The following is a 21,398-nucleotide window of genomic DNA, read 5'->3' on the forward strand; positions in this document are numbered from 1 at the left end:
GTCTTATTATACTGGGGTGCAGCCAACATTTCCGACAAAACCCACGCTAAGGAATAAAATGTATGGTTTTTTAATAATTCGCCCCCGTTAAGCTATAGTGAATCCGCATATGCAATATTGAGTATTTAGTCTATTATCATCTGCGTAATATCCCATTTTAATTCATTACTTATTATTTTCAGAATAAAATTTTAGAGATTCTCCAATAAATTTAACTGCGCCATTACCATATTTCTTATCTACAACATTCATATCTTTATTGGCACTTGATAAATAAATATCAGCCATGTTGGATAAAAAAACATTGTTTATACCTATATCTAAATGTATTTATAGCTGAAGAAACTATACGCTCTAAAGTTTCTTCAGTAGTAGACTCAATTTTTATTTCGTAAAACCTTTTATATAGTTGTTGCTTTAAATACTCAATATCATCATTAACAGGTAAAACTATTTGTATAAGCTATTCTTTAATTGATTCCATATCATTTTTACTATATTCACGAAAGCAAAGTTCTTCTCGAATTTGCTTCTTATGAAAAAAAGCATTTCTGCTATTAAAATCGTAATTTAAATAAGTTTTTCCATCAATTTTAAGTTGTTTTGCAATGAACTCAATACTTTTTTCTGACACTGCTTCTTTACTCTCAGGAAATTTACCGTAATTTTGTAAATATTTATACAGCACTGCAAATCCTATTTTTGCCTCATTTGATTTATTATAAACTAATTGGAGCTCTCTTAGGTTTAAATTAAAATCTTTTATCATATGTGCCCTACCTTTAAAAGTTCCTATAAGTACAAGAGTAGGAACTTATTTTAAGAGTAGCTTACCATATGAATCTAAAATACTCAATAAAATGCTTTAAATACACCTAAGTTCAAGTTCCAAAATAAGATTCGGAACTTTTAATTAAAGCTTAGGTTAGTTATTACCACATTTAGGAATCGAGTTTTCAGTACAGGACAGCTATGTTCTTTATACCCCGTATAAGAAGGAATATACAATATGCCATAGAATAATAACTAAAATACAAAAAAGGAGTGACTATCATGCCGAAAGAAGAAAAAGAGTTTTTTAATCCAAATAAGTCAGGCTGGAACCGGCCAAAAGGTTATCCAGAAGGAGTATTGGAACTAATAGTTACTCAGGATAAAAAGACGAGTGAGTTTACTAGACTTCTAAAATTTGCGCCAGGAACAGAGACAACAAATATTCTGATTCACGAGTGTTGGGAAGAAGTTTATATTATTGAAGGTGGTTTGATTTGCGGAGAACAAACATTTACTAAAGGAATGGTTGCAGTTCGTCCACCAGGCATGCAGCATGGACCTTTTAAAGCTCCTGTAGGTGCTTTGACTTACGAAGTTCACTATCGTCGTTCAAACGATTAGTAATATAAATACCACGTCATTTATTGTATATGAACATCTAGCCTATAGACCCAAAGTGAATGTAACTCAATCACTATTGTGTTACGTTCAGAATATCATATGTTAAAAACCCACATCATAATCGATATGGGTTAATTGTAATCATCTCAATAATAGACTATAGATTTCTTATTATATTTACTATGGTTAATTTTTTAAATTTTCAAAGAACTCCGCCTAGGGGGTAGTAACCACAAAATGCGGATTTTATACATTAATACATATATTACCAAAGCACCGATATACTCAAAGAATTTTTTGAATATATCGGTGCTTTAATTACTCTAAAACATATTTCAAACATATTCCTAGAAAATGAAAAAGGTAGGATTTTAGTCATACTATATGAAAATTGTGAATTAAAATATTTTCACATTACGTTAATTATTTAGCGTCATTTAATTCAATAATATAGTTACCGGCTACTGCTGAAGCCAAAAACAACACCACAACATCTAATCCACTCCGTAATAACATTTGAGGCATAGCACCTTTCGTTATTAAGCCAATAAAGCTATTAAAAATCATCCAATTCACACCTATAGTTGCTATGAACCTTAATGGTACACCTATACCACACTGCCTTTTTTCGAATACTAACAAAGGATACAAAATCACATAAACATAACCCATCAGTATTCCAAAGAAACCTGTCCATATATAGCACGGAACTGGATATGTAGCACTGTCACTGCTTATAAGACCGCTTTCATAACCAATTGTTCTCTCCACAAAAATAGTAATTGCAATAATAGCAATGGTTTTTATGCATTTCGTCATTTGTAATTTACTAATTGGTTTAATTTTCTTACTTTCACTTAATGTAAAATAAGCAATTGCCACACATAACAATATTGCAGGTAGACCATCTCCTATTCCCATTATAAGCTGATACTTAACAAAACCGAGTCCCCAATTTGAAAAAAGAGACCCCTCAACTACTATCTCTTGCATTCCAAATAAGTAAATCATTGCGAAGGCTATCCCAAATCTAATCCCTATTTGTAATTTAGGCGCATCTGCTCTCACGCCTATGTATCTTACCACCATTACACACTGTATAAATAGCAGAATGAAATAAAATATTGCTACGGTAGGAAACCCAAAGCATTTAACAAAAATACTATCAAACTGCGCAACATCTACAGAAGTGGGCAAAAGTGCATGAACAATAATCGCAAAAAGTGCAGAAAATAGAATGAGAACAGTATTTATTATAATTAATCGCTTTGTACTTATACATTTTGTATCCATCTAATTTCCCCCATATACATTTAAAAATAAATAATTCTAACTTCGGACTTTTATACTGTTGCGACACAAAACATTTATTTAATTATACTCTTATTACCGTTACTTAACGAGTAAAGTATTTATATTTATGGGGTTTTAATTTCCTTAAGTACGAAATATCATTTTTGCGTATGCTATCACATAAAGCAGAGACATGGCTAGAATGATCTGCCATTAAGATTTAAATGAGAATAAGTTGAGCAGAAATGTTTATGGTAAAGCATATTTTCCTTACATTTATTAGGTTGCAGGTGCGATCCCAGTGTGAAATATGGAAGCGTATGCGGACAGATTTTACTTGCTAAAAAACAAATATATAACTACTTGATACTTCCATTTAAATCAGAACAGCTATTTTATTTCCTCAATATTATTTTTATACTTACCCCACCGCTTTTTATCATGATCCCAAAACTCGAAAAATTCTTCTTCATGAACAATTACATTATAAATAGGTTTAAGAAATATTATAATTTCTCTCATAACTTCGTCAAACTCAATATTAACAGAGTTTATCTTTCTTAAAAAAGCCTTCCACATTTTAATTCTATTTACATCTTTCATAAAGTCTTCTGTGAAAATAATATTTTCTCTTTCAATCACCGTGTGCCTTGTTTGCAATGTTTTATCTACAGCCTCCTGTAGCTTCCTTCCGTCAAAACTATTAGTGCTTAAAAGAGTAAATATATCGTAGAAATCTTTCATTCTACTATTAATTACTGATAATGAAATCATAGCTTGAAACTTTTCTGAAATAATGGACTCTAAAGAATATACTTTTATTAATGGTGCTTTCATATCAAGTGGACTAGTTTTTAGTGGAGATGAAATTGAAGTTGAAGAGATAAAAAAAGATGGAGAATATCACGGTATAAGAGTAAAAACTAATTGTTTTTTAGGGAATGCGAGAAATGTGTTACAACTAGATATTGGGTTTGGCGATGTTGTTGTACCAATGCCACAAATGATGGAGTGTCCAATAAACTTCTTTGTTCCTTTTTTGCTATAATCGCAAGTCTTGCTCTTACCGATGCAGTAATGTCTTTTATTTGCTTACTCATACAAGCACCTCCAAATACTGTTTTAGTATTTTTTGAACTCTACAAACTTCCGCATATTTCATTAATTTGTTAAAGTTTCTATCTTTCCTTTTTATATACTCATTAATTCCTTCTTTTACAATATCAATTCCAATTTTATTTCTATATCTTATGCAATCACATATTGTCTTTTCTATATCATATATCTTAATTAAATGTCCATCTACTTCTATATTAGTTATACCTATATTTAGCTGCTTTTGTGAAAAATATAGAAGTTTAATTGGTGGATACTTAGGTATTATAACTTTACTGCTTCTTTCTATAGCAATCTCATACTGCCAGGGGTTAATAGTTGATAAATCATGATAATCTAATGCAGAAGTAAGGCACAATATCCCTTTAGGGACTATTTTAAATACATCAACTAATTCAAAATTGTATTGAAAACCATAATCTACCCACTTATATAATCCCGTTTTTATTTTTGAAACAACACCTGATTTTTCAAGGGTGCTAACATAGTATCTATTTATCCCCATTCCTGATATTTCTTTTGTTGTAGCATAGCCTTTATTCTTGAAAAATAATTCTTTAATTTCTTGTTTTATTATTTCATTCATACTCTCACCTCTCTAACAAATATTCTTCACTTGTTCTAATATGCAGTATATGTGTTAAATTAATTATACATTATTTATGATTTTTTTCAATGTTAATTAACAAAACTACTGCAAAAATTCATACTTGTATTGTTTTTGTTAAATCATCTCCTACGGAGCTGCAGTTGTAGTATTGATAATCCTAACTAAAACAGTAATAAAAAATATAGATTAGGGTTAGTGGTAGCAAAATTTATTATGCGAAGTGCTGCCATAGCTAAATTTAATATGTATCAGATGTAAACAATACTACGCACGTATATTTGAAATACTCAGCCACCTTGTGCAAGTTGTGGGTTCATCACAACTTGTCCATCGGCGATGTACGTATTTAGATTTAAAGGTATGATTAAACTACAGATGCGTGCGTAGACTTAGGTTTTTGATTAGTTATATAGAATGATTAAATTAAGTGAAAGTTAAATTTAACTAGAATCGATGCACGCCGTCGGGTACCCAAAAAAAGACCAGCTTTATCATTAGAATTTCTTAGTTACCAGTGGTTGAGGGACGAAAACAATGGGAAGCTTAGAGATACTTATGTTAAAGCTTGTTCTCTTTTGGGTGACGGTATACGTGCCCAGAACTTGTCCTTCCGAAATATCTATACTACTAGTAATAGTAACTACAATAGATATAAAATATAATAATTATTATAATAAGGTTTTATAAAATATATATACTACAAGAATATTTCGATATCCAAGAAGGAAAACACGATAACTAATCATTTTTTTAAAACTTGTAGGATGCTGGCAAATGGACTAGCCCAGCTACTGAGGGACGAAGTGGCGGGTAAGCCTGTCTATTTGATGTGAAAAATGGACGAGTTTCTGACCTCTATTATAATTTTTTTTTTTGAAACTCTAAATTCATGAAACAAAAGTTACTGATATGTTAATCTGAGGTGAAAAACCTACCATTTTTCACCCGAGGGTCGCGAGGTTCTATCTTTAAGTTATGTGGATTTTTTTAAATATTAGTATTTTGAAGACAAAAACAAGTCCCGCTGCATTGCAGTAGGGCTTGTTACCCTTGGGGGAAGGGGGAATATTTCATTTGCTTTGGACTAGTTTACTGACTGCTACTAAGACTAAATAGAAAAATTAATGATTAGGTACTTTAATAGATTAATTTACTTCTGGGCAGTGAGTAAGATTGCCCAAAGCTTCATTTATGACCTAGAGCAGTGAAAGAGCTTGTGCCACATCAAGTTTTCGTATGAAGAATGAAGGAGAAAATATGCTGTGGACCAGCCTTTGACTGCGGAGTCTTATTATTATATTAAGACTGATTTTTAATACATTCAAAGTAAAGAGTCAACACGTTATGTTACATTCAAATTGAAATTTTAAAGGATTAGGCAATAGCATCAATGTGAAAGTAACTCAATTACTATTGTGTTACTTTCAGAATATCAATATACACTTAAAACAAGTAACCTCATATTTAATTATATGAGGTTACTTGTGATAACGACATATAAGATCATTGCGAATGCTCATTACAGTCCACCATTATATTTTTTCTGTGCCATAAACATCATAACTAATCCCCCTACAAAGAATATCCCAAAGCATATCACACCATATGCAGTATTTGATGTGAATTTAATAATACCCATCATCAGTATCATTCCTATTCCCATTATAATACATGCTTTACCCATTTTTTCTGTATAAGATTTTTTATCCTTTTCAGCAACCCCTGTATAATGATAATCATGTATTATCGTTATCTGTTCTTTTTTCCAAATACGCCATCCTATAAAAATAAAATATAATCCTACAGGTAATAATAAGCAACATAACTATTAATTCAGACATATAATCATCTCCTAAGTTCTTAGTTTATTACAATTTCGAATAATAATATATATTTAACTATAACATAATTACCATAAATTAAGTATATTTACAATTCTTTTAAAATGGGTAATAGCCTCAATGTGAAAGTAACACAATTGGTATTGTGTTACTTTCAAAATATAAAGTAAACCCATATCTAATTAATGATATGGGTTTACTTGTGTCGACATATTCGAAAATTGTACAGTAAAAAATTATTTGATTATAGTTATTTTGTTTTCTTTCCTTGCAGGCGCTTTAGAAACTTCAGAAACGGCATATCCTAAAGCAATAGAATTTATTGGCTGATATCCTTCAGGTATCCTAAGTTCTTTTTTTAGCTCTTCATTTTCACCATTCCCAAATATAAATGGCATACTCCCTATCCAACAAGTACCTAAACCAAGAGACTTTGCTGCAATTAATATATTTTCAGTAGCATTAGAAGTATCCGCCTGAGGATTAGATGCATTCATATAACCAGATATAATTATAGCTGTAGGTGCATTATAGAATGCTCTATAGTTGTCATTACTTGCCATGTTTCTTAACTGAACAATATGAGATTTAGCTAAAGCAGCTTTTGCAACTTGAGTAAATTTTTGAAGCATGTTACTGTTTTGTATAACAGTAAAGTGCCAAGACTGCTCATTTAGAGCACTCGGTGCATACAATCCAGCTTCTAAAATAGATTGTAATTCATCATCTTTAATTTGTTCATCTTTAAAAACCCTTATACTTCTTCTTTCCTTTAGAATTTTAAGTGTTTCATTCATATAATAATTCCCCTCCAAATGAATATGTTTTGTTTGAATTTTAATACATAAGCTTATATAAGTATGTCATCAAATATATGGTTAATTATACTACTATTGTCTTATCCAAGAGTCAGAATAATAATAATAATTATAAAATGAATGAAAAAGTGTCAAAAGTTCGTGTTATATCAACTTAAAGTTCGTTTATTTTATAATGAGGTCATGAAAACTAGTTATATAGCCATAGTTCACCTTTGTAGATATAATGCGTACGTCTATTACCATTATACAAATTCTCCTAGTGCAACTAAAGAATTTGCATACATAACGAGTCTGGGGTACGGCAACATAGCCATCAAGCTAAGCCATATTGAATATTAGTAAGTCAGTATTAAATACTATATTTTACCATTAAAATTTATTTTGATAAATTTTAATGGTAAATTTTAAGTGTACAATAGTATTCAAACAATTTTAGGGTACACCAAAAAAAGCCACGTATATAGTGGGGCTTTTACAATTTTATCAAGTTGTTTTATGCTGCAACTTTAGCCTGCGATGATGTTAATTTATAACAAACTCCAAGAATATCAAAAACAGTTTTCTTATCCTTTTTATGAGATTTCAGACCATTCCTAACTACATTTTCAAATATTAATTTTAAGGTATCGAGAACTTTATTAGGGAATTTGATAAGCTCAAAATATAGACTATCAATATATTCATGAACTATTTCACAAGTTTTAATTTCACTGGCTTCAAGGCCTTTATTTTCTAAAGCTAAAGTCCTCATTTTAAACATTACAGCAGAGCTTATTAGTAGCAAAATAAGTTTTCCATAAAGCTGACATTGAAACCGTTCTATTTTAACTAACTTTACAACCTGTATACTAAATATGGATTTCCACGTTTTAAATATTATTTCGATCTGCCATCTTAAACTGTAAAACTCATGAACCTGCTTTGAACTTAAAACTTCTTCCTTAATATTCGTTATATAAATAGATATACCTAATAATTCAATCGTATTATTACTTTTTTCTATACCCTTTTTTTTAGCATTCTTCACAGATTTTTCTGTTCTTTTTTTCAATTGATCATTTGTTAGTTTATATAAAATAAGCCTTGTTTTTAGCGTCTTTTCCTTGCCTACATAGACATCCTTAATTTCATAACGGTCCCCCTCGCCCATCTGTTTCATTATGTCAGAAATATAGATTCTTTTAAAAAGGCTTGATTTTTTAGGAGCGCCATTCTTATAGTACTCTATATCCTTATTTTCTATATATACTGCTATATTAGGTTTGAGTCTTGATATGTAAAACGCTTCTCTATCTTCTATGTCCAAAAAATCTTCAAAGCCTACATACCCAAGATCTCTTAAAATAAGATCCCCAGATTTGATAGTATCTCTTATTTTGCTCCCAAAAGTATTGTCGCTTCCTGAGCCAGCTCCTACTTGTATATTAAGAAGATTTCCAGATTTCAATTCATATTCTAGTTGTATTTTTACACCTGAAGCTTGAGAGCAGCCACCAGATCCAGGATAAATATCTTTATAGCTTTCTGGTACTTGAAAAGCAGTAGAATCAAGTATTCTTATTCGTTTGAAATGTTCATCCCATACACTTGGTATGCAAGTATTATTTGTTATTGTTTGGCGCAACAGGTTCTCAAAAATCTTCTTTAAAAATTCCACACATCTTTCATTTAAACGTTGATCTAATGCTTGATTAGAAATAACTATTCCTATTTTTGCACTAAGTTTTGTACATAAGGTAACAAGTGTATTATTCGCGACCTCTGCATCCATAAAGCAGCATAAGCAAACGAATTCCCATGCTTTAATTTTACCTTTTCTTTTCACAAAGCCTGTTACTCTAGCTATTTCTTCAATCTCCTCTTTTGAAAAGCATCTTTTAATTTCAGCTGCAAAATGTTTCATATCTTTATCCAATTTTAAGTTTTCTTCTATCATTTGTAAATTACCCCCATTGATGTGTTTTGTTATCTTTTAAATGATAACATTTTTACAAATGGGGGGCTTTATTTTTATAGACTTCCCTTAGCTTGATGGCTATGGGGTACGGCAACCATTCATGTAAAAATGGGCCACTTCCCATATTATGTAATGTTTTAAGCTTTTTTTATTAACTTAAAGCTGCCACTTCTTATAAAAACCACTTTAATAGATTATTAAAAAAATTTACTCTAAGTAATAGTGACATATGATACATACTGTTATACTTTACTTGTAAGTTAATTCACAATCGTATTTTATTTTGAAGTGTTTTATATTTTACAATCGTTATATATATATAACGATTAAACCAGGGGGGAAAGATTTTTATGGTAAAAAGTTTTATAATATCAATGATAATATCAATTTTTCTAATAACTATTTTAAATATATTTTTAAACAAAAATAGTAAAAGTCTTAAAAAGAAAATAGAATGTCAACATTACTTTTTTGGATATCTTTTTATATTATATCTTATGATTTCGTTAACAGAAGTAGTAGGATTTCCTTATTTGAGCGACTGGCAAAGACTTTCAAGATTAAACAGGCCAATATTTAATCCCATTATAAATTTAGTACCTTTTAACGATGGATTTGAAATTTCTTCTATACTTAATATAATATTTTTTATGCCTTTTGGATTTTTATTGCCAACATTATGGAAAAAGTATAGAAAATTATTACCGACATTATGTAATGGAATATTATTTTCAATTATTATTGAAATTGGTCAATTGTTTGTTCCACATCGTGCATCAGATATTAATGATTTAATAATGAATACCATAGGAACTATTTGTGGTTGGATTATTTTCAATATTATAAGCAAAATTTTTCATAAACTTGCTAATAAAACAGTAATTGAAATTTCTTCTAATGATAGTATGGCTATTAAATTAGAACCTTATCTATACATTGCGATTCCAATTATAAGTACATTTTTAGGTTGAAAAAATGAATAAAAGATTAACAAGGGTAGAAATGCTCTTGCTTTATTTTTTTTGCTAGAGTCCCATAAACGACCGTTTATGGTGCTAGTTTTACTTGTTTTTCCATGCAATTTATTTTTTGACATTGTTAATGAATGTCTTTGTAATTTCCGCAATTTCATCAGCATGTGTTTGGTGAATATAATGGGTTGTTCCCTTAAGAACTTTATATGTTGCATTATTACCAAGTCGTGCTAAATGAGCGTTTTGATACCCCATACCATCATCCTTATTCTTCTTTGCCATCCCATTAAGCGTTTGCTCTGATATAATTTTTAGTACCGGAATGTCAGTAGGAAATTTAAGCTTATTTACTTCTTTGATGTTGTCAAGAAGCAACGATGACTGATTAATCATCGTATCGTTTATTAAGTGGTAACCGAATTTTTTGTAGTCAGTAATCTCTTTTTCAATGTAACCATTTTTAATAAGCTTGGTTTCAGGAACCAGTGGTATGGTAATTCGTGTCAACCCGCACGACTGGCTAAGCTTTGAGATAGAGTATATAATACTTGGCGCATTCCCTTCAGGGATTGCGGCAGTTGAGGTCGTGTCAAGCATAACGATTGCTGATACTTCATCAGGATATTTTGCAGCATAATATTCAGAATAAATACCCGAAACAGAATGAGGCATCAAAATATACGGTGCGTGAAAGCCTGCCCCTGACAATGCAGTACGAATTTCTTTTGTATAATTCTCGTTTGTTCTTGGAGCATCTGTCTGATCACTGAAACCAACACCGAAATATTCAATACATACAACGGTATAATCCTTGCTTAGCTTCCTCATCAGAGGAGCAAAATCAGCACTTGGAAGGGCAGTGCCCCATCCAGGTAAAAGTACAATAGTACTTTTACTACTGCCCATAGAAAAGACGTGCATTTTCTTGCCATCTACTTCAACCATTTGACCGTAAGGCTCAATACTTTTAAGCTCGTCCTTGAAAAAGATTGTGTTTACAATAAATCCGACGATGTTTATACTCACTATTACTCCCAATATAATACCAAAAATCATCATAATCTTTTTTCCTCTCTTTTTACATTTTATTTTCATAAAATAACCTCTGAGTCTATATCAGGAGATGATATTATCGAAATATTTCTCGATTTTCGTTTCTCAGAAGTCTTATTGTTTAAATGTTGACTCATTAAAGCATTGATTTCACCTAAAAACGTATCAAATTCCTCATCACTCATTAAAAGTACCGCCGTGTTCAAAAATAGCTTATCACGAAGAGGATCGGCTTTGGTGCTGTTAAAATACTGTTCGAACTTTGAGTAAAGATTCATCAAAAATCCGTATGCATTTCGGGTAGCATTTTCCAATGTGTTCTCGTTTGATATAGTAGCTATATTAAGTGCATAAGTTCGTTCAACAGCTCCTCTTATTCTATTTTCATCCACTACATTAATAAGATTGTTTTCTGCAAGAATGTTAATATGGCGGTATAATGTTGTTCTTGGCACATCAGTTATAAAATCTACTAATTCTCCTGCTGTTGCTACTTTATGTGTAGAAAAATACTGTAATATTCTCATGCGAACAGGATTCATAAGGATTTTGTTTATATCTTTCATAGAAGCACCTCCAAATTGGTTTCAAATGTGATTATAATACCGCTTTTGGGATTAGTCAATATGTATTTTTAATTCACAAAAATAAAGCTTGTTGTAAAAAGGCAACAAGCTTTATTAATACCTATATCTTACAGTACTATTTCTTAACGTGAGTGAATTGTAAAACATTTATCCATTTTATGTCTTAACGTGGGTTTTGTCGGAAATGTTGGCGCTACCCCATAGCCATCAAGCTAAGCCATATTGAATATTAGTAAGTCAGTATTAAATACTATATTTTACCATTAAAATTTATTTTGATAAATTTTAATGGTAAATTTTAAGTGTACAATAGTATTCAAACAATTTTAGGGTACACCAAAAAAAGCCACGTATATAGTGGGGCTTTTACAATTTTATCAAGTTGTTTTATGCTGCAACTTTAGCCTGCGATGATGTTAATTTATAACAAACTCTAAGAATATCAAAAACAGTTTTCTTGTCCTTTTTATGAGATTTCAGACCATTCCTAACTACATTTTCAAATATTAATTTTAAGGTATTGAGAACTTTATTAGGGAATTTGATAAGCTCAAAATACAGACTATCAATATATTCATGAACTATTTCACAAGTTTTAATTTCACTGGCTTCAAGGCCTTTATTTTCTAAAGCTAAAGTCCTGATTTTAAACATTACAGCAGAGCTTATTAGTAGCAAAATAAGTTTTCCATAAAGCTGACATTGAAACCGTTCTATTTTAACTAACTTTACAACCTGTATACTAAATATGGATTTCCACGTTTTAAATATTATTTCGATCTGCCATCTTAAACTGTAAAACTCATGAACCTGCTTTGAACTTAAAACTTCTTCCTTAATATTCGTTATATAAATAGATATACCTAATAATTCAATCGTATTATTACTTTTTTCTATACCCTTTTTTTTAGCATTCTTCACAGATTTTTCTGTTCTTTTTTTCAATTGATCATTTGTTAGTTTATATAAAATAAGCCTTGTTTTTAGCGTCTTTTCCTTGCCTACATAGACATCCTTAATTTCATAACGGTCCCCCTCGCCCATCTGTTTCATTATGTCAGAAATATAGATTCTTTTAAAAAGGCTTGATTTTTTAGGAGCGCCATTCTTATAGTACTCTATATCCTTATTTTCTATATATACTGCTATATTAGGTTTGAGTCTTGATATGTAAAACGCTTCTCTATCTTCTATGTCCAAAAAATCTTCAAAGCCTACATACCCAAGATCTCTTAAAATAAGATCCCCAGATTTGATAGTATCTCTTATTTTGCTCCCAAAAGTATTGTCGCTTCCTGAGCCAGCTCCTACTTGTATATTAAGAAGATTTCCAGATTTCAATTCATATTCTAGTTGTATTTTTACACCTGAAGCTTGAGAGCAGCCACCAGATCCAGGATAAATATCTTTATAGCTTTCTGGTACTTGAAAAGCAGTAGAATCAAGTATTCTTATTCGTTTGAAATGTTCATCCCATACACTTGGTATGCAAGTATTATTTGTTATTGTTTGGCGCAACAGGTTCTCAAAAATCTTCTTTAAAAATTCCACACATCTTTCATTTAAACGTTGATCTAATGCTTGATTAGAAATAACTATTCCTATTTTTGCACTAAGTTTTGTACATAAGGTAACAAGTGTATTATTCGCGACCTCTGCATCCATAAAGCAGCATAAGCAAACGAATTCCCATGCTTTAATTTTACCTTTTCTTTTCACAAAGCCTGTTACTCTAGCTATTTCTTCAATCTCCTCTTTTGAAAAACATCTTTTAATTTCAGCTGCAAAATGTTTTATATCTTTATCCAATTTTAAGTTTTCTTCTATCATTTGTAAATTACCCCCATTGATGTGTTTTTGTTATCTTTTAAATGATAACATTTTTACAAATGGGGGGGCTTTATTTTCATAGACTTCCCTTAGCTTGATGGCTATGTTGCCGTACCCCTAGGATGGGAACATATAAATTTTATTGGACAGTATAATTTTGATGATAATTGTGATTATGATTTAGTAAATAATATGAGACCATTAAAATCAATCTAATAAAAGACAGTCACCTATTTCAATTAACTTGAATTTATGGTAACTGTTTTTCCTTAATGGGACTTTTGCACAAATTGCGAGCACTATCCCTTTAAGATAATCTTCTAGGAGTTTCGTTTCTGCTTCGGTAACAATCAAACCTTGAATTGCCAATGAAACTTTTGCATTATTATGATTTAACAAAATAGCAATGATGCAGTGGTGCCAAGACTACCCATAATTAACATTACCAATATTAACGATACAATATTCGTAATTATGCCTAATTTTGCCAATATGTTAGGGTGTATTTTTAGTGATATAGAAGCTAAAACACCACCTATTATACTTATAATAGGTGTCATGAACACTATTAATCCCCCTGAATTTTGACACGGTATTATTTGAAAAAGTCCGTTTAACATAAGCATAATCATAGTTAATGATATACTTATAGAAGTTATAGCAAATACTTTACTAATACCTTTCATATAGTGTTTATTTTTCATTAAATTGTCTCCTTTATCACAAATATTTACTCAATTACTTTTGAATGTTTCAAAAAACTCAGCATCTTTAATTTTTAGAATATGTTCTCACTCAGGTAATAATATAACTAAAATGATTTTTATATAAAAAAATCTATCTAACTACCATTTTACTTAATTATCATGTGAATATAGCGACATAAAGTATGTTTCCATTGCAATTATAGCTGCTCTTTGGTTGGCTGTTAGTTTGGGATATTTACCTACATTTGTTAAACAGGATACTAGTTGCATGTCACAGTTTTTTTTATTTCCACCTCCACCGTAACAATTATCATGTGTTTTACAGCAATTATCTATATTATCAATGGGGGTACCTGGTCCACTATATCCCGGGCCACACCATTTACCATAAAATGGGAACTTAAGAGACATAAGAGTACTTAGTCCTTTTTTAGATGTGGGTATACTAATAACGTTTGATAATTTTTGTGAATTTTGATCATATTTAATATGATCAATTAAGTTTAACTTATTATCTTGTAAATCGTATAATTTAAAAACTCCATTATTTTCTATCTTTTCTTGTATCATAGCATATGAAGAATAGCCATCATCTGTACTAATAAATATAATAGAATCTTTATCTATCGAAAAACTAATAATGGATATTTGATAATCTTCGCCGGATATTTTACTAGATTTATTAACAATATAGTCCTTAGATTTTATTGTTCCATTATTATACAATTCATCAATTAATGTTTTAAACACAGTATCATTATCAGCTTTATTTTTTAATTCGGTTAATTCAGTTTGTGTTAGAGTACTAAGAGAGTTTAAATCTATTTGTTTTGAATTTGCAACTTCTAACATCATTTCTTCATAAGAAGAAGTTTTTTTATCATTCCCATTTTCATAAGAATTACAACTAGGGTTATTTAAATCCAGTGCTAATACTGTTGTGCTTAAATTATTTACTATTAATCCTCCCGATAAAACTAACGAGGTAAGAAATATTTTTAATTTTTTTGAACACATATAAATCCATCCTTTCAAAAATATTTTTGTTGACATTACAAGTATATACTATCAGTATTTTACAATTAATACAACTTAATGTTTTTATGTGAAATATATCTTCGAACATATTAAAAAGCCTTATTTAGCATTGAGTTTTACATTAACTTGAATTTATGGTAACTGTTTTTTCTTAATGGGACTTTTGCACAAATTGCGAGCACTACCCCATAATGGATCAATTAGAAGGATTGGAAGATATAAAATCTATACCTATGATGGGTGGTTACTTGTTTTATTATAAAGGTAGAATATTTGGTGGAATCTACGGAACAGGCTTTATGGAAAAAATTACTAAAGCAAGTAAACATTATATGCCTGATAGCATTTCAGAAAGTCCATACGATGGAGCAAAGCCAATGTTGCATGTAGATATTGCCGATAATAGTGAGATATTAAAACAAATGGTAGTAACTATGTATGAGGAATTACCCGAACCAAAACCAAAAAAGAAAAAGATAAAAAAATAAAAGATGAGAATTCCAGAAATGAGTAGTTTTAGTTGTTGTGGTACTGAATGCAGTTGCATATACTGCTAAAAGCAAGGAAGAAGTATGTGAGGTCATTGAACTGGCAAGAAGGTCAGGAGCGAAAATCGAAAAAGAGCCACAGGATGTATTTTGGGGAGGATATCATGCCTATTTTTCTGATCCTGACGGATACCATTGGGAAGTTGCATGGGGACCTAATTTTACATTTGATAAAAATGATATGTTGGAGTTTTAGTAATACATATTTTTCAAATATTTCGTCTCAACTAACCCCATATCTAATGATATGGGGTTAATTTATTAAGTGTATATTGATATTCTGAAAGTAACACAATACCAATTGAGTTACTTTCACATTGAGGCTTACTACTGATTTTTTAAATTGTAAATATATTTAATTTATGGTAATTATGTTATAGTTAAATATATATTTTATGATGAACTTGTAGATTGTTGCGTTTTAGATAATAAAATAATAATTAATCGTATTGGAGGTACAATGGGAAAAGTGAGAGGTAGTTGGAGTAAAACACAAACAGATGTATTTGTGCCATTGGTGGGTGTGTCAATGTTAATTCAAGTCATTCAGAATTGGAAGAAAAATAAAGAGGTTGCTAAAGTTAGTTTATTTGCTGCGATACTTGCTTTTGGGGTTTCAATTTTTAAATTTGTAATAAGATAAAATCAAATTTGTAAAATGGATTGGATTAGCGAAAGTAACACAAATGTAATTGTGTTACTTTCACATTGAGCCTATAGGCTAGATGTGCATAAACAACAAATGCCGTGAAATTTTATTATTTCACGGCATTTGTTGTTTACTTATTATGTTGAGTGTTTTTAATTTTGTTTATATCCAATTTAAGGTATAATATGATTTTGCCTTGACCTTTGTATACTCGGGGGTTGTGTAGTAACGGAACAGAAAACCGGTATAAGAACCGAAAATAATGATATCCATATTTTTCGAATTTAAAATCTCCAATATTACACAATGTACTTATTTAACCTTTCTTTTCCTAACTTCTCGAATTAGTGTTGACTTACTTATTCTAGTTATCGCTGCAACTTCTGTATATGAATTGTTTTTTAGCATCTCAATCGCATTATTTATTTGTTTTGATGTATATATCTTAGGTCTACCTTCTTTAAAACCTTCTTTAGTTTTTGCAATTGCTTTGCCTGTTTGGGTACGTTCAATAATTGTGTAACGCTCCATCTCGGCAACTGCTAATAGTGTAGTTAAAAAAAATTTACCCATACTTGTATTCTCTAGCAGTCCAATATTAATTACATGGACAGATATTCCTTTATTAAATAGATCTTGAACTATGCTAATGCCTTCTACAGTATTTCTAGCCAATCTGTCTAGTTTAGTAACTACTAAGGTATCCCCCTGTTTTAAATCCTCTATCAATTTATTGAATATAGGTCTATCAGTTGTAGTACCTGTGTACTGTTCTACTCTTATTTCCGCACCATTATATCTATCTAGTATATCCCTCGTCTGGACCTCTATGGAATGACCTTCTTTTAATTGTTTTTTTGTACTTACCCTTACATAACCTAGTATCACAATTCATAACTCCTTTATATCATATCGTTTTGACTGTAAGTTTTGACACCGTCCAATCCTTTGATTATACGTAAGCGTTTTATAGGTGTCAATACTGTTAAGTTATGACATTAAGATTTTATACATTTTCTTATATCGCTAAGCGTAAATTTACCACGTTAAGACACATATTACCAAAATGGCGATAAATTCAGAGAGAATATTAAATATACTCGTGTTAATTTAATGTTTTTCTTACTGTTTTAGTTAGCATTATCAATACTATAACTGAACTTTAACTAACTTGTTTTGAGTAAAAAAAATAAGAGCTTATCATTTAGTGATTAAACCCTAGATATATCAATAATCTACACTGATGTTATATATTTTTTCGAGTTAGAACTATTAGGTATTAATTCTAACTCAGAATGTTTTGATAAAAGTTTTTTTGGTAATAACTGTCTTAACGTATAAAATCCGCGTTTTGCGAGCACTACCCCATATTGGAGAAAATGGATATATCAGAAACAGCGATAAAAAATGTTTCGAGTGATGTAAAACAGGTTAAAGAAATTGTTGAGGTACTTGAAGAAGTTACTGGGAAACATGAAATTAAAATAAAAGTATTAGAACGTAGACCAGTATAATAATACATTCATTGCAGATTACCAAAAAAGCCACAGTATTTTTAGAGGCCACTGAAAAACTATATGAAAAATCGTCATCTAATTAAAGATGGCGATTTTTTTATATAAAAGACTAAAAAACAAAAAGGAATTTTAAAAGATATGTCGAATTAGTATAGTAGAATAAAATAAAAGGGGCTAAACTATTATGCTAAAAGGACAATTGGAAATAAAAATAAATACATACCATAGCTTATATTCGTTAATTATTCCGAAAGATAACATTTTAAAGCAAATTAATGACCTTGTTGACTTTTCATTTGTTTATGACGAATTGATGATTAACTATAGTTCATCTATGGGTAGAGGTGCTATTAACCCCATAATGCTATTTAAATATTTACTTTTGAAAGTAATATATGAATTGTCTGATGAAGATGTTGTTGAAAGAACTCTTTATGACATGTCCTTTAAATATTTTCTAAATTTAGCCCCAGAAGAAACAAATTTAATAAACTCAAGTACACTAACTAAATTTAGAAAGCTTCGCCTTAAAGACATGAATTTATTGGATTTATTAATAAACAAGACTGTAGAACTTGCTATAAAAGAGGGAGTTTTAAAAAGTAAAGCAATAATAGTTGATGCTACGCATACCAAGTCACGTTATAACCAAAAGTCAGCAAGCGAGGAATTATTGAAACGTGCAAAAAACTTAAGAAAAACATTGTACGGAGTACATCCTGGTATTAAAGAAGAGTTACCTAATAAAGTTACAACTGGAGTACTTGAAGATATTCTTGAGTACTGCAAATTATTAATTGATACCATAAACGAGAAGCCAGAAACTGCAGCAAATCCAGCTGTGAAAACTAAATTAAACTACTTAATGGAAGCTATTAATGATGACTTAGAAAATCTAAAAATATCAAAAGATGAGGATGCAAAAGTGGGGCATAAAACTGAGGATAGTTCTTTTTTTGGATATAAATCACACCTTGCTATGAGTGAAGAACGTTTAATTACAGCAGCTGTTATTACAACTGGCGAAAAAAGTGATGGAAAGGAGCTCATAACCTTAATAGAAAAAAGCCGTGAGGCTGGTATAGATGTAAATGAAGTAATTGGAGATACAGCTTATTCTGAAAAGAAAAACCTAGAATATACAAAAGAAAATAAAATTGCATTAATTTCAAGACTAAATCCTGTAATTTCACAAGGAATGCGAAAAAAAGAAGATGAATTTGAGTTTAATAAAGATGCTGGTTTATTTGTATGTCCGGCAGGTCATATGGCTATTAAAAAAGCAAAACAGGGAAAGAAGAATGTTGGTAAAAATCAAGTGCTAACCTACTATTTTAATGTAGAAAAGTGTAAAAATTGTGTTCATAAAGATGGGTGTTATAAAGAAGGCGCTAAATCTAAAACTTATTCAGTTTCAATAAAGTCAAATACTCACAAAGATCAAATAGAGTTCGAAAAAAGTGAATATTTTAAAAAACGAGCTAGGGAACGTTATATGATAGAGGCTAAAAACAGTGAACTTAAGCACCAACATAGCTATGATGTAGCAATATCGTCAGGCTTAATTAGCATGCAAATGCAAGGTGCATTATCAATCTTCACTGTGAATCTAAAGAGAATAATTAAGTTGAAAAGCATGAAATAGGGCTTTTAAAACTTAATTATAAAATAAAAAGCATGAGATATCCCAAATATGGATATCTCATGCTTTTTCTATTCAAGCTTGAAAACTCTACTAAATAAAGAGTGCTTTTTTCAGCGGCCTCTATTTTTACTGTGGCTTTTTTGGTTCAATATAACATCTTGGGAGTTTTTGCCTATCCTCCGGAAACGGTATGTTAGTATGAGGCAGTAACGGCATCTAGGTGTACTTAAAAGTAATATATTACATAACAATATCAAATATTAGTATTAAGTAACATTCAAAATTAAGTTATTCATAATTTAAAATGCTATCGTATAACTGAATGTGCCAAACCCTGACAACTAATAAATTAGTTGTATTTTCATTGGTATATTTATTATGATTTAATTGCGTTTATTATGATAATAATTAGCAAACATATAAGAAATAATCATAATAGTTGGCATAATTGCTACTCCTACAAAAACACCTGATAAATCATTATTTTTAGTAACTCCTATGGCAACTGCTAATAATAAAGTTAAGACAATACTAATATTAAATGTAATTTTATAAGTGCTACTTTCAGTTTTGAGTATAACCAGTTTTTTTCTTTCATCATCGTCCTGATGATCATCTTTTGCACACTTACTATCTATTCCTCTATATATTTGCACAATACCAATTAACGCACAAATAATAGTGAATAAAATACTTTTACCATTTCTTATTGAATTCATATTATCCCAATTATTTATCAAGATTATAATATAGCCAACTGCTAATAAAATAAAAGAAACACCACTCCAAAAACCTTTTTTATTATATATCTTTTTTTTCATTTTTTAAATTCCCCTCCAAATCATATAATTTTTCTATGGTAGTATTAAAAACAAGTGCAATTTTATATGCCAACATAATAGATGGATTATACTGCTCTTTTTCAAGAGATATAATAGTTCTATTTGAAACGAAAACCAAGTCAGCCAATTGTTGCTGTGTCATATTTTTTTTTATTCGTAATTCTTTAATTTTATTTTTCAACAATCCACCTTCTTTCCACAATATGAAGCTTACTTGACGTGAAGTTAGCTTCATGATAATATAAACATATTGTATTGTCAACACAAAAAATATAAAAGAGCAAAACCTAAATCAATAAGTTTTACTCTTTTATATTTTTTTAATATGATATGAACTACAAGCAGTTCATATCATATTAAAAACTCGACACTATTAAGCTTGTCCAAATATGAGATTCTAGTGTGATTTTATTAAAATGGTAAAAGTAACTCGAGTAAAGCTACAATTCCAGGTATTGAAATTTCTGCCCATTCAGGTAACATCTTGTCAACAACACTCGTTAAGAAATTATGAATTGAATCGGAATAATTGGTATAAGCATCAATAGCTTTAGTTAATGCATCAAAAGTAACATACTTTTTTAATGGAGCAGGGATAGCTTTAATAACTTTAGCCTTATTAGCTTTCATCCATTTTGCAGCTGCTTTAACAGCCTTTTTAGCAGCTGCTGATGGGACACTCCTTGTATTCCTGACAGAGCCATTATCAATTATATCTTTAGCATTTCCTTTATTAGCAAGTGCCTTATTAGCAATTGTCTCATTAATTTTCATTTGAGTTTTAATTGCCTCATTTTGTGTTGCAGTAGTAGATTTAGTTACAGTAGTGGCATTTATTGAAGATACATTCACTGTATAATTACTATTTGTCGCTGCAAAAACAGTTACCATAAATTCAATTTAATTGAAATAGGTAACTATTTTTTCTTAAATTGCTTATAATAGTCTCATATAGGGGTATGGCACCATAGCCAT

Annotated in this window: 24 protein-coding genes and 2 pseudogenes; 8 read left to right on the forward strand and 18 right to left on the reverse strand. The window is 30.2% G+C overall.

From position 1 onward, the window contains the following. Window positions 1–165 precede the first annotated feature (165 nt). Both KTC92_RS06965 and KTC92_RS06970 read right to left on the reverse strand, forming a co-directional pair. Window positions 166–288 carry a hypothetical protein gene (locus KTC92_RS06965; RefSeq protein ID WP_375294757.1) on the reverse strand — a complete coding sequence of 41 codons (123 nt, stop codon included), beginning with the start codon at window positions 286–288 and terminating at the stop codon, window positions 166–168. Between the two features lie 175 nt (window positions 289–463). Further along, a complete protein-coding gene (locus tag KTC92_RS06970; RefSeq protein WP_220286602.1) occupies window positions 464–769 on the reverse strand; it encodes a DUF4158 domain-containing protein in 306 nt (101 codons plus the stop codon). A 284-nt stretch (window positions 770–1,053) separates the two neighbouring features. Here KTC92_RS06970 and KTC92_RS06975 point away from each other — a divergent pair, with 284 nt between their 5' ends. Further along, window positions 1,054–1,395 (forward strand): cupin domain-containing protein, encoded by a 342-nt coding sequence (locus KTC92_RS06975; RefSeq protein ID WP_216303541.1) that lies wholly within the window; start codon window positions 1,054–1,056, stop codon window positions 1,393–1,395. A 423-nt stretch (window positions 1,396–1,818) separates the two neighbouring features. Here the strand turns inward: KTC92_RS06975 and KTC92_RS06980 are convergent, their stop codons facing one another. Beyond that, complete coding sequence (locus KTC92_RS06980) at window positions 1,819–2,688, reverse strand: hypothetical protein (RefSeq protein ID WP_216303542.1); 870 nt, start codon at window positions 2,686–2,688, stop codon at window positions 1,819–1,821. A gap of 390 nt (window positions 2,689–3,078) precedes the next feature. Further along, entirely contained in the window at window positions 3,079–3,525 is a 447-nt protein-coding gene (locus KTC92_RS06985; RefSeq protein WP_258280724.1) for a nucleotidyl transferase AbiEii/AbiGii toxin family protein, read from the reverse strand. Here KTC92_RS06985 and KTC92_RS06990 point away from each other — a divergent pair. Beyond that, on the forward strand, window positions 3,485–3,736 hold the full coding sequence (locus KTC92_RS06990; RefSeq protein ID WP_216303544.1) for a hypothetical protein: 252 nt from the start codon (window positions 3,485–3,487) through the stop codon (window positions 3,734–3,736). The two genes, KTC92_RS06985 and KTC92_RS06990, sit on opposite strands and share 41 nt — an antisense overlap. 48 nt (window positions 3,737–3,784) lie before the next feature. On the opposite strand, the gene KTC92_RS06995 is transcribed toward KTC92_RS06990, so the two are convergent. From KTC92_RS06995 to KTC92_RS07010, 4 genes and pseudogenes are all read right to left on the reverse strand, one after another. Next, on the reverse strand, window positions 3,785–4,390 hold the full coding sequence (locus tag KTC92_RS06995) for a type IV toxin-antitoxin system AbiEi family antitoxin domain-containing protein (RefSeq protein ID WP_216303545.1): 606 nt from the start codon (window positions 4,388–4,390) through the stop codon (window positions 3,785–3,787). Window positions 4,391–5,933: 1,543 nt separating this feature from the next. Then, window positions 5,934–6,206 (reverse strand): annotated as a pseudogene (locus KTC92_RS07000) (DUF3784 domain-containing protein); the annotation flags it as partial. Between the two features lie 285 nt (window positions 6,207–6,491). Continuing rightward, window positions 6,492–7,052, reverse strand: coding sequence for a nitroreductase family protein (locus tag KTC92_RS07005; RefSeq protein ID WP_216303546.1), 561 nt, complete (start codon window positions 7,050–7,052; stop codon window positions 6,492–6,494). A gap of 517 nt (window positions 7,053–7,569) precedes the next feature. Beyond that, a complete protein-coding gene (locus KTC92_RS07010; RefSeq protein ID WP_258280725.1) occupies window positions 7,570–9,012 on the reverse strand; it encodes an IS4 family transposase in 1,443 nt (480 codons plus the stop codon). A gap of 371 nt (window positions 9,013–9,383) precedes the next feature. On the opposite strand from KTC92_RS07010, the gene KTC92_RS07015 reads away from it, so the two are divergent. Further along, on the forward strand, window positions 9,384–10,004 hold the full coding sequence (locus tag KTC92_RS07015; RefSeq protein ID WP_216304618.1) for a VanZ family protein: 621 nt from the start codon (window positions 9,384–9,386) through the stop codon (window positions 10,002–10,004). Window positions 10,005–10,115: 111 nt separating this feature from the next. Here the strand turns inward: KTC92_RS07015 and KTC92_RS07020 are convergent, their stop codons facing one another. The 6 genes from KTC92_RS07020 to KTC92_RS07045 form a co-directional block, all read right to left on the reverse strand. Next, entirely contained in the window at window positions 10,116–11,102 is a 987-nt protein-coding gene (locus KTC92_RS07020; protein WP_216304617.1) for an alpha/beta fold hydrolase, read from the reverse strand. Continuing rightward, window positions 11,099–11,626, reverse strand: coding sequence for a helix-turn-helix domain-containing protein (locus KTC92_RS07025; protein ID WP_216304616.1), 528 nt, complete (start codon window positions 11,624–11,626; stop codon window positions 11,099–11,101). The genes KTC92_RS07020 and KTC92_RS07025 overlap by 4 nt, the downstream gene beginning before the upstream one ends. 408 nt (window positions 11,627–12,034) lie before the next feature. Further along, a complete protein-coding gene (locus tag KTC92_RS07030) occupies window positions 12,035–13,477 on the reverse strand; it encodes an IS4 family transposase (RefSeq protein WP_258280726.1) in 1,443 nt (480 codons plus the stop codon). A 207-nt stretch (window positions 13,478–13,684) separates the two neighbouring features. Beyond that, window positions 13,685–13,876 carry a hypothetical protein gene (locus KTC92_RS07035; protein ID WP_216304596.1) on the reverse strand — a complete coding sequence of 64 codons (192 nt, stop codon included), beginning with the start codon at window positions 13,874–13,876 and terminating at the stop codon, window positions 13,685–13,687. Then, window positions 13,870–14,181, reverse strand: coding sequence for a hypothetical protein (locus tag KTC92_RS07040; RefSeq protein ID WP_216304597.1), 312 nt, complete (start codon window positions 14,179–14,181; stop codon window positions 13,870–13,872). The genes KTC92_RS07035 and KTC92_RS07040 overlap by 7 nt, the downstream gene beginning before the upstream one ends. 153 nt (window positions 14,182–14,334) lie before the next feature. Further along, on the reverse strand, window positions 14,335–15,237 hold the full coding sequence (locus KTC92_RS07045) for a phospholipase A2 family protein (RefSeq protein ID WP_258280727.1): 903 nt from the start codon (window positions 15,235–15,237) through the stop codon (window positions 14,335–14,337). 176 nt (window positions 15,238–15,413) lie between these two features. Between KTC92_RS07045 and KTC92_RS07050 the strand changes: the two genes are divergently transcribed. From KTC92_RS07050 to KTC92_RS07060, 3 genes and pseudogenes are all read left to right on the forward strand, one after another. Beyond that, a complete protein-coding gene (locus KTC92_RS07050) occupies window positions 15,414–15,710 on the forward strand; it encodes a transcriptional regulator (protein ID WP_216304599.1) in 297 nt (98 codons plus the stop codon). A gap of 52 nt (window positions 15,711–15,762) precedes the next feature. Next, window positions 15,763–15,966: pseudogene (locus KTC92_RS07055) on the forward strand (VOC family protein); the annotation flags it as partial. 264 nt (window positions 15,967–16,230) lie between these two features. After that, the gene (locus KTC92_RS07060; protein ID WP_216304601.1) at window positions 16,231–16,413 is read left to right on the forward strand and encodes a hypothetical protein; all 183 of its coding nucleotides are present in this window, start codon (window positions 16,231–16,233) and stop codon (window positions 16,411–16,413) included. 318 nt (window positions 16,414–16,731) lie between these two features. On the opposite strand, the gene KTC92_RS07065 is transcribed toward KTC92_RS07060, so the two are convergent. Beyond that, window positions 16,732–17,307, reverse strand: a complete 576-nt coding sequence (locus tag KTC92_RS07065; protein WP_216304602.1) for a recombinase family protein — start codon at window positions 17,305–17,307, stop codon at window positions 16,732–16,734. A gap of 491 nt (window positions 17,308–17,798) precedes the next feature. Between KTC92_RS07065 and KTC92_RS07070 the strand changes: the two genes are divergently transcribed. Then, complete coding sequence (locus KTC92_RS07070; RefSeq protein WP_258280728.1) at window positions 17,799–17,933, forward strand: hypothetical protein; 135 nt, start codon at window positions 17,799–17,801, stop codon at window positions 17,931–17,933. A gap of 187 nt (window positions 17,934–18,120) precedes the next feature. Then, window positions 18,121–19,581 carry an IS1182 family transposase gene (locus KTC92_RS07075; protein WP_220287894.1) on the forward strand — a complete coding sequence of 487 codons (1,461 nt, stop codon included), beginning with the start codon at window positions 18,121–18,123 and terminating at the stop codon, window positions 19,579–19,581. 383 nt (window positions 19,582–19,964) lie between these two features. Here KTC92_RS07075 and KTC92_RS07080 read toward each other — a convergent pair whose 3' ends face one another. The 3 genes from KTC92_RS07080 to KTC92_RS07090 all read right to left on the reverse strand — a co-directional run bounded on the left by KTC92_RS07080 (window position 19,965) and on the right by KTC92_RS07090 (window position 21,314). Continuing rightward, the gene (locus KTC92_RS07080) at window positions 19,965–20,402 is read right to left on the reverse strand and encodes a hypothetical protein (protein ID WP_216304633.1); all 438 of its coding nucleotides are present in this window, start codon (window positions 20,400–20,402) and stop codon (window positions 19,965–19,967) included. After that, the gene (locus tag KTC92_RS07085) at window positions 20,383–20,604 is read right to left on the reverse strand and encodes a helix-turn-helix transcriptional regulator (protein WP_216304634.1); all 222 of its coding nucleotides are present in this window, start codon (window positions 20,602–20,604) and stop codon (window positions 20,383–20,385) included. The genes KTC92_RS07080 and KTC92_RS07085 overlap by 20 nt, the downstream gene beginning before the upstream one ends. Before the next feature lie 230 nt (window positions 20,605–20,834). Beyond that, a complete protein-coding gene (locus KTC92_RS07090; RefSeq protein ID WP_220287885.1) occupies window positions 20,835–21,314 on the reverse strand; it encodes a hypothetical protein in 480 nt (159 codons plus the stop codon). Window positions 21,315–21,398 lie beyond the last annotated feature (84 nt).

Source organism: Clostridium sp. CM027 (assembly GCF_024730565.1).
Classification (GTDB): domain Bacteria; phylum Bacillota; class Clostridia; order Clostridiales; family Clostridiaceae; genus Clostridium_AD; species Clostridium_AD estertheticum_B.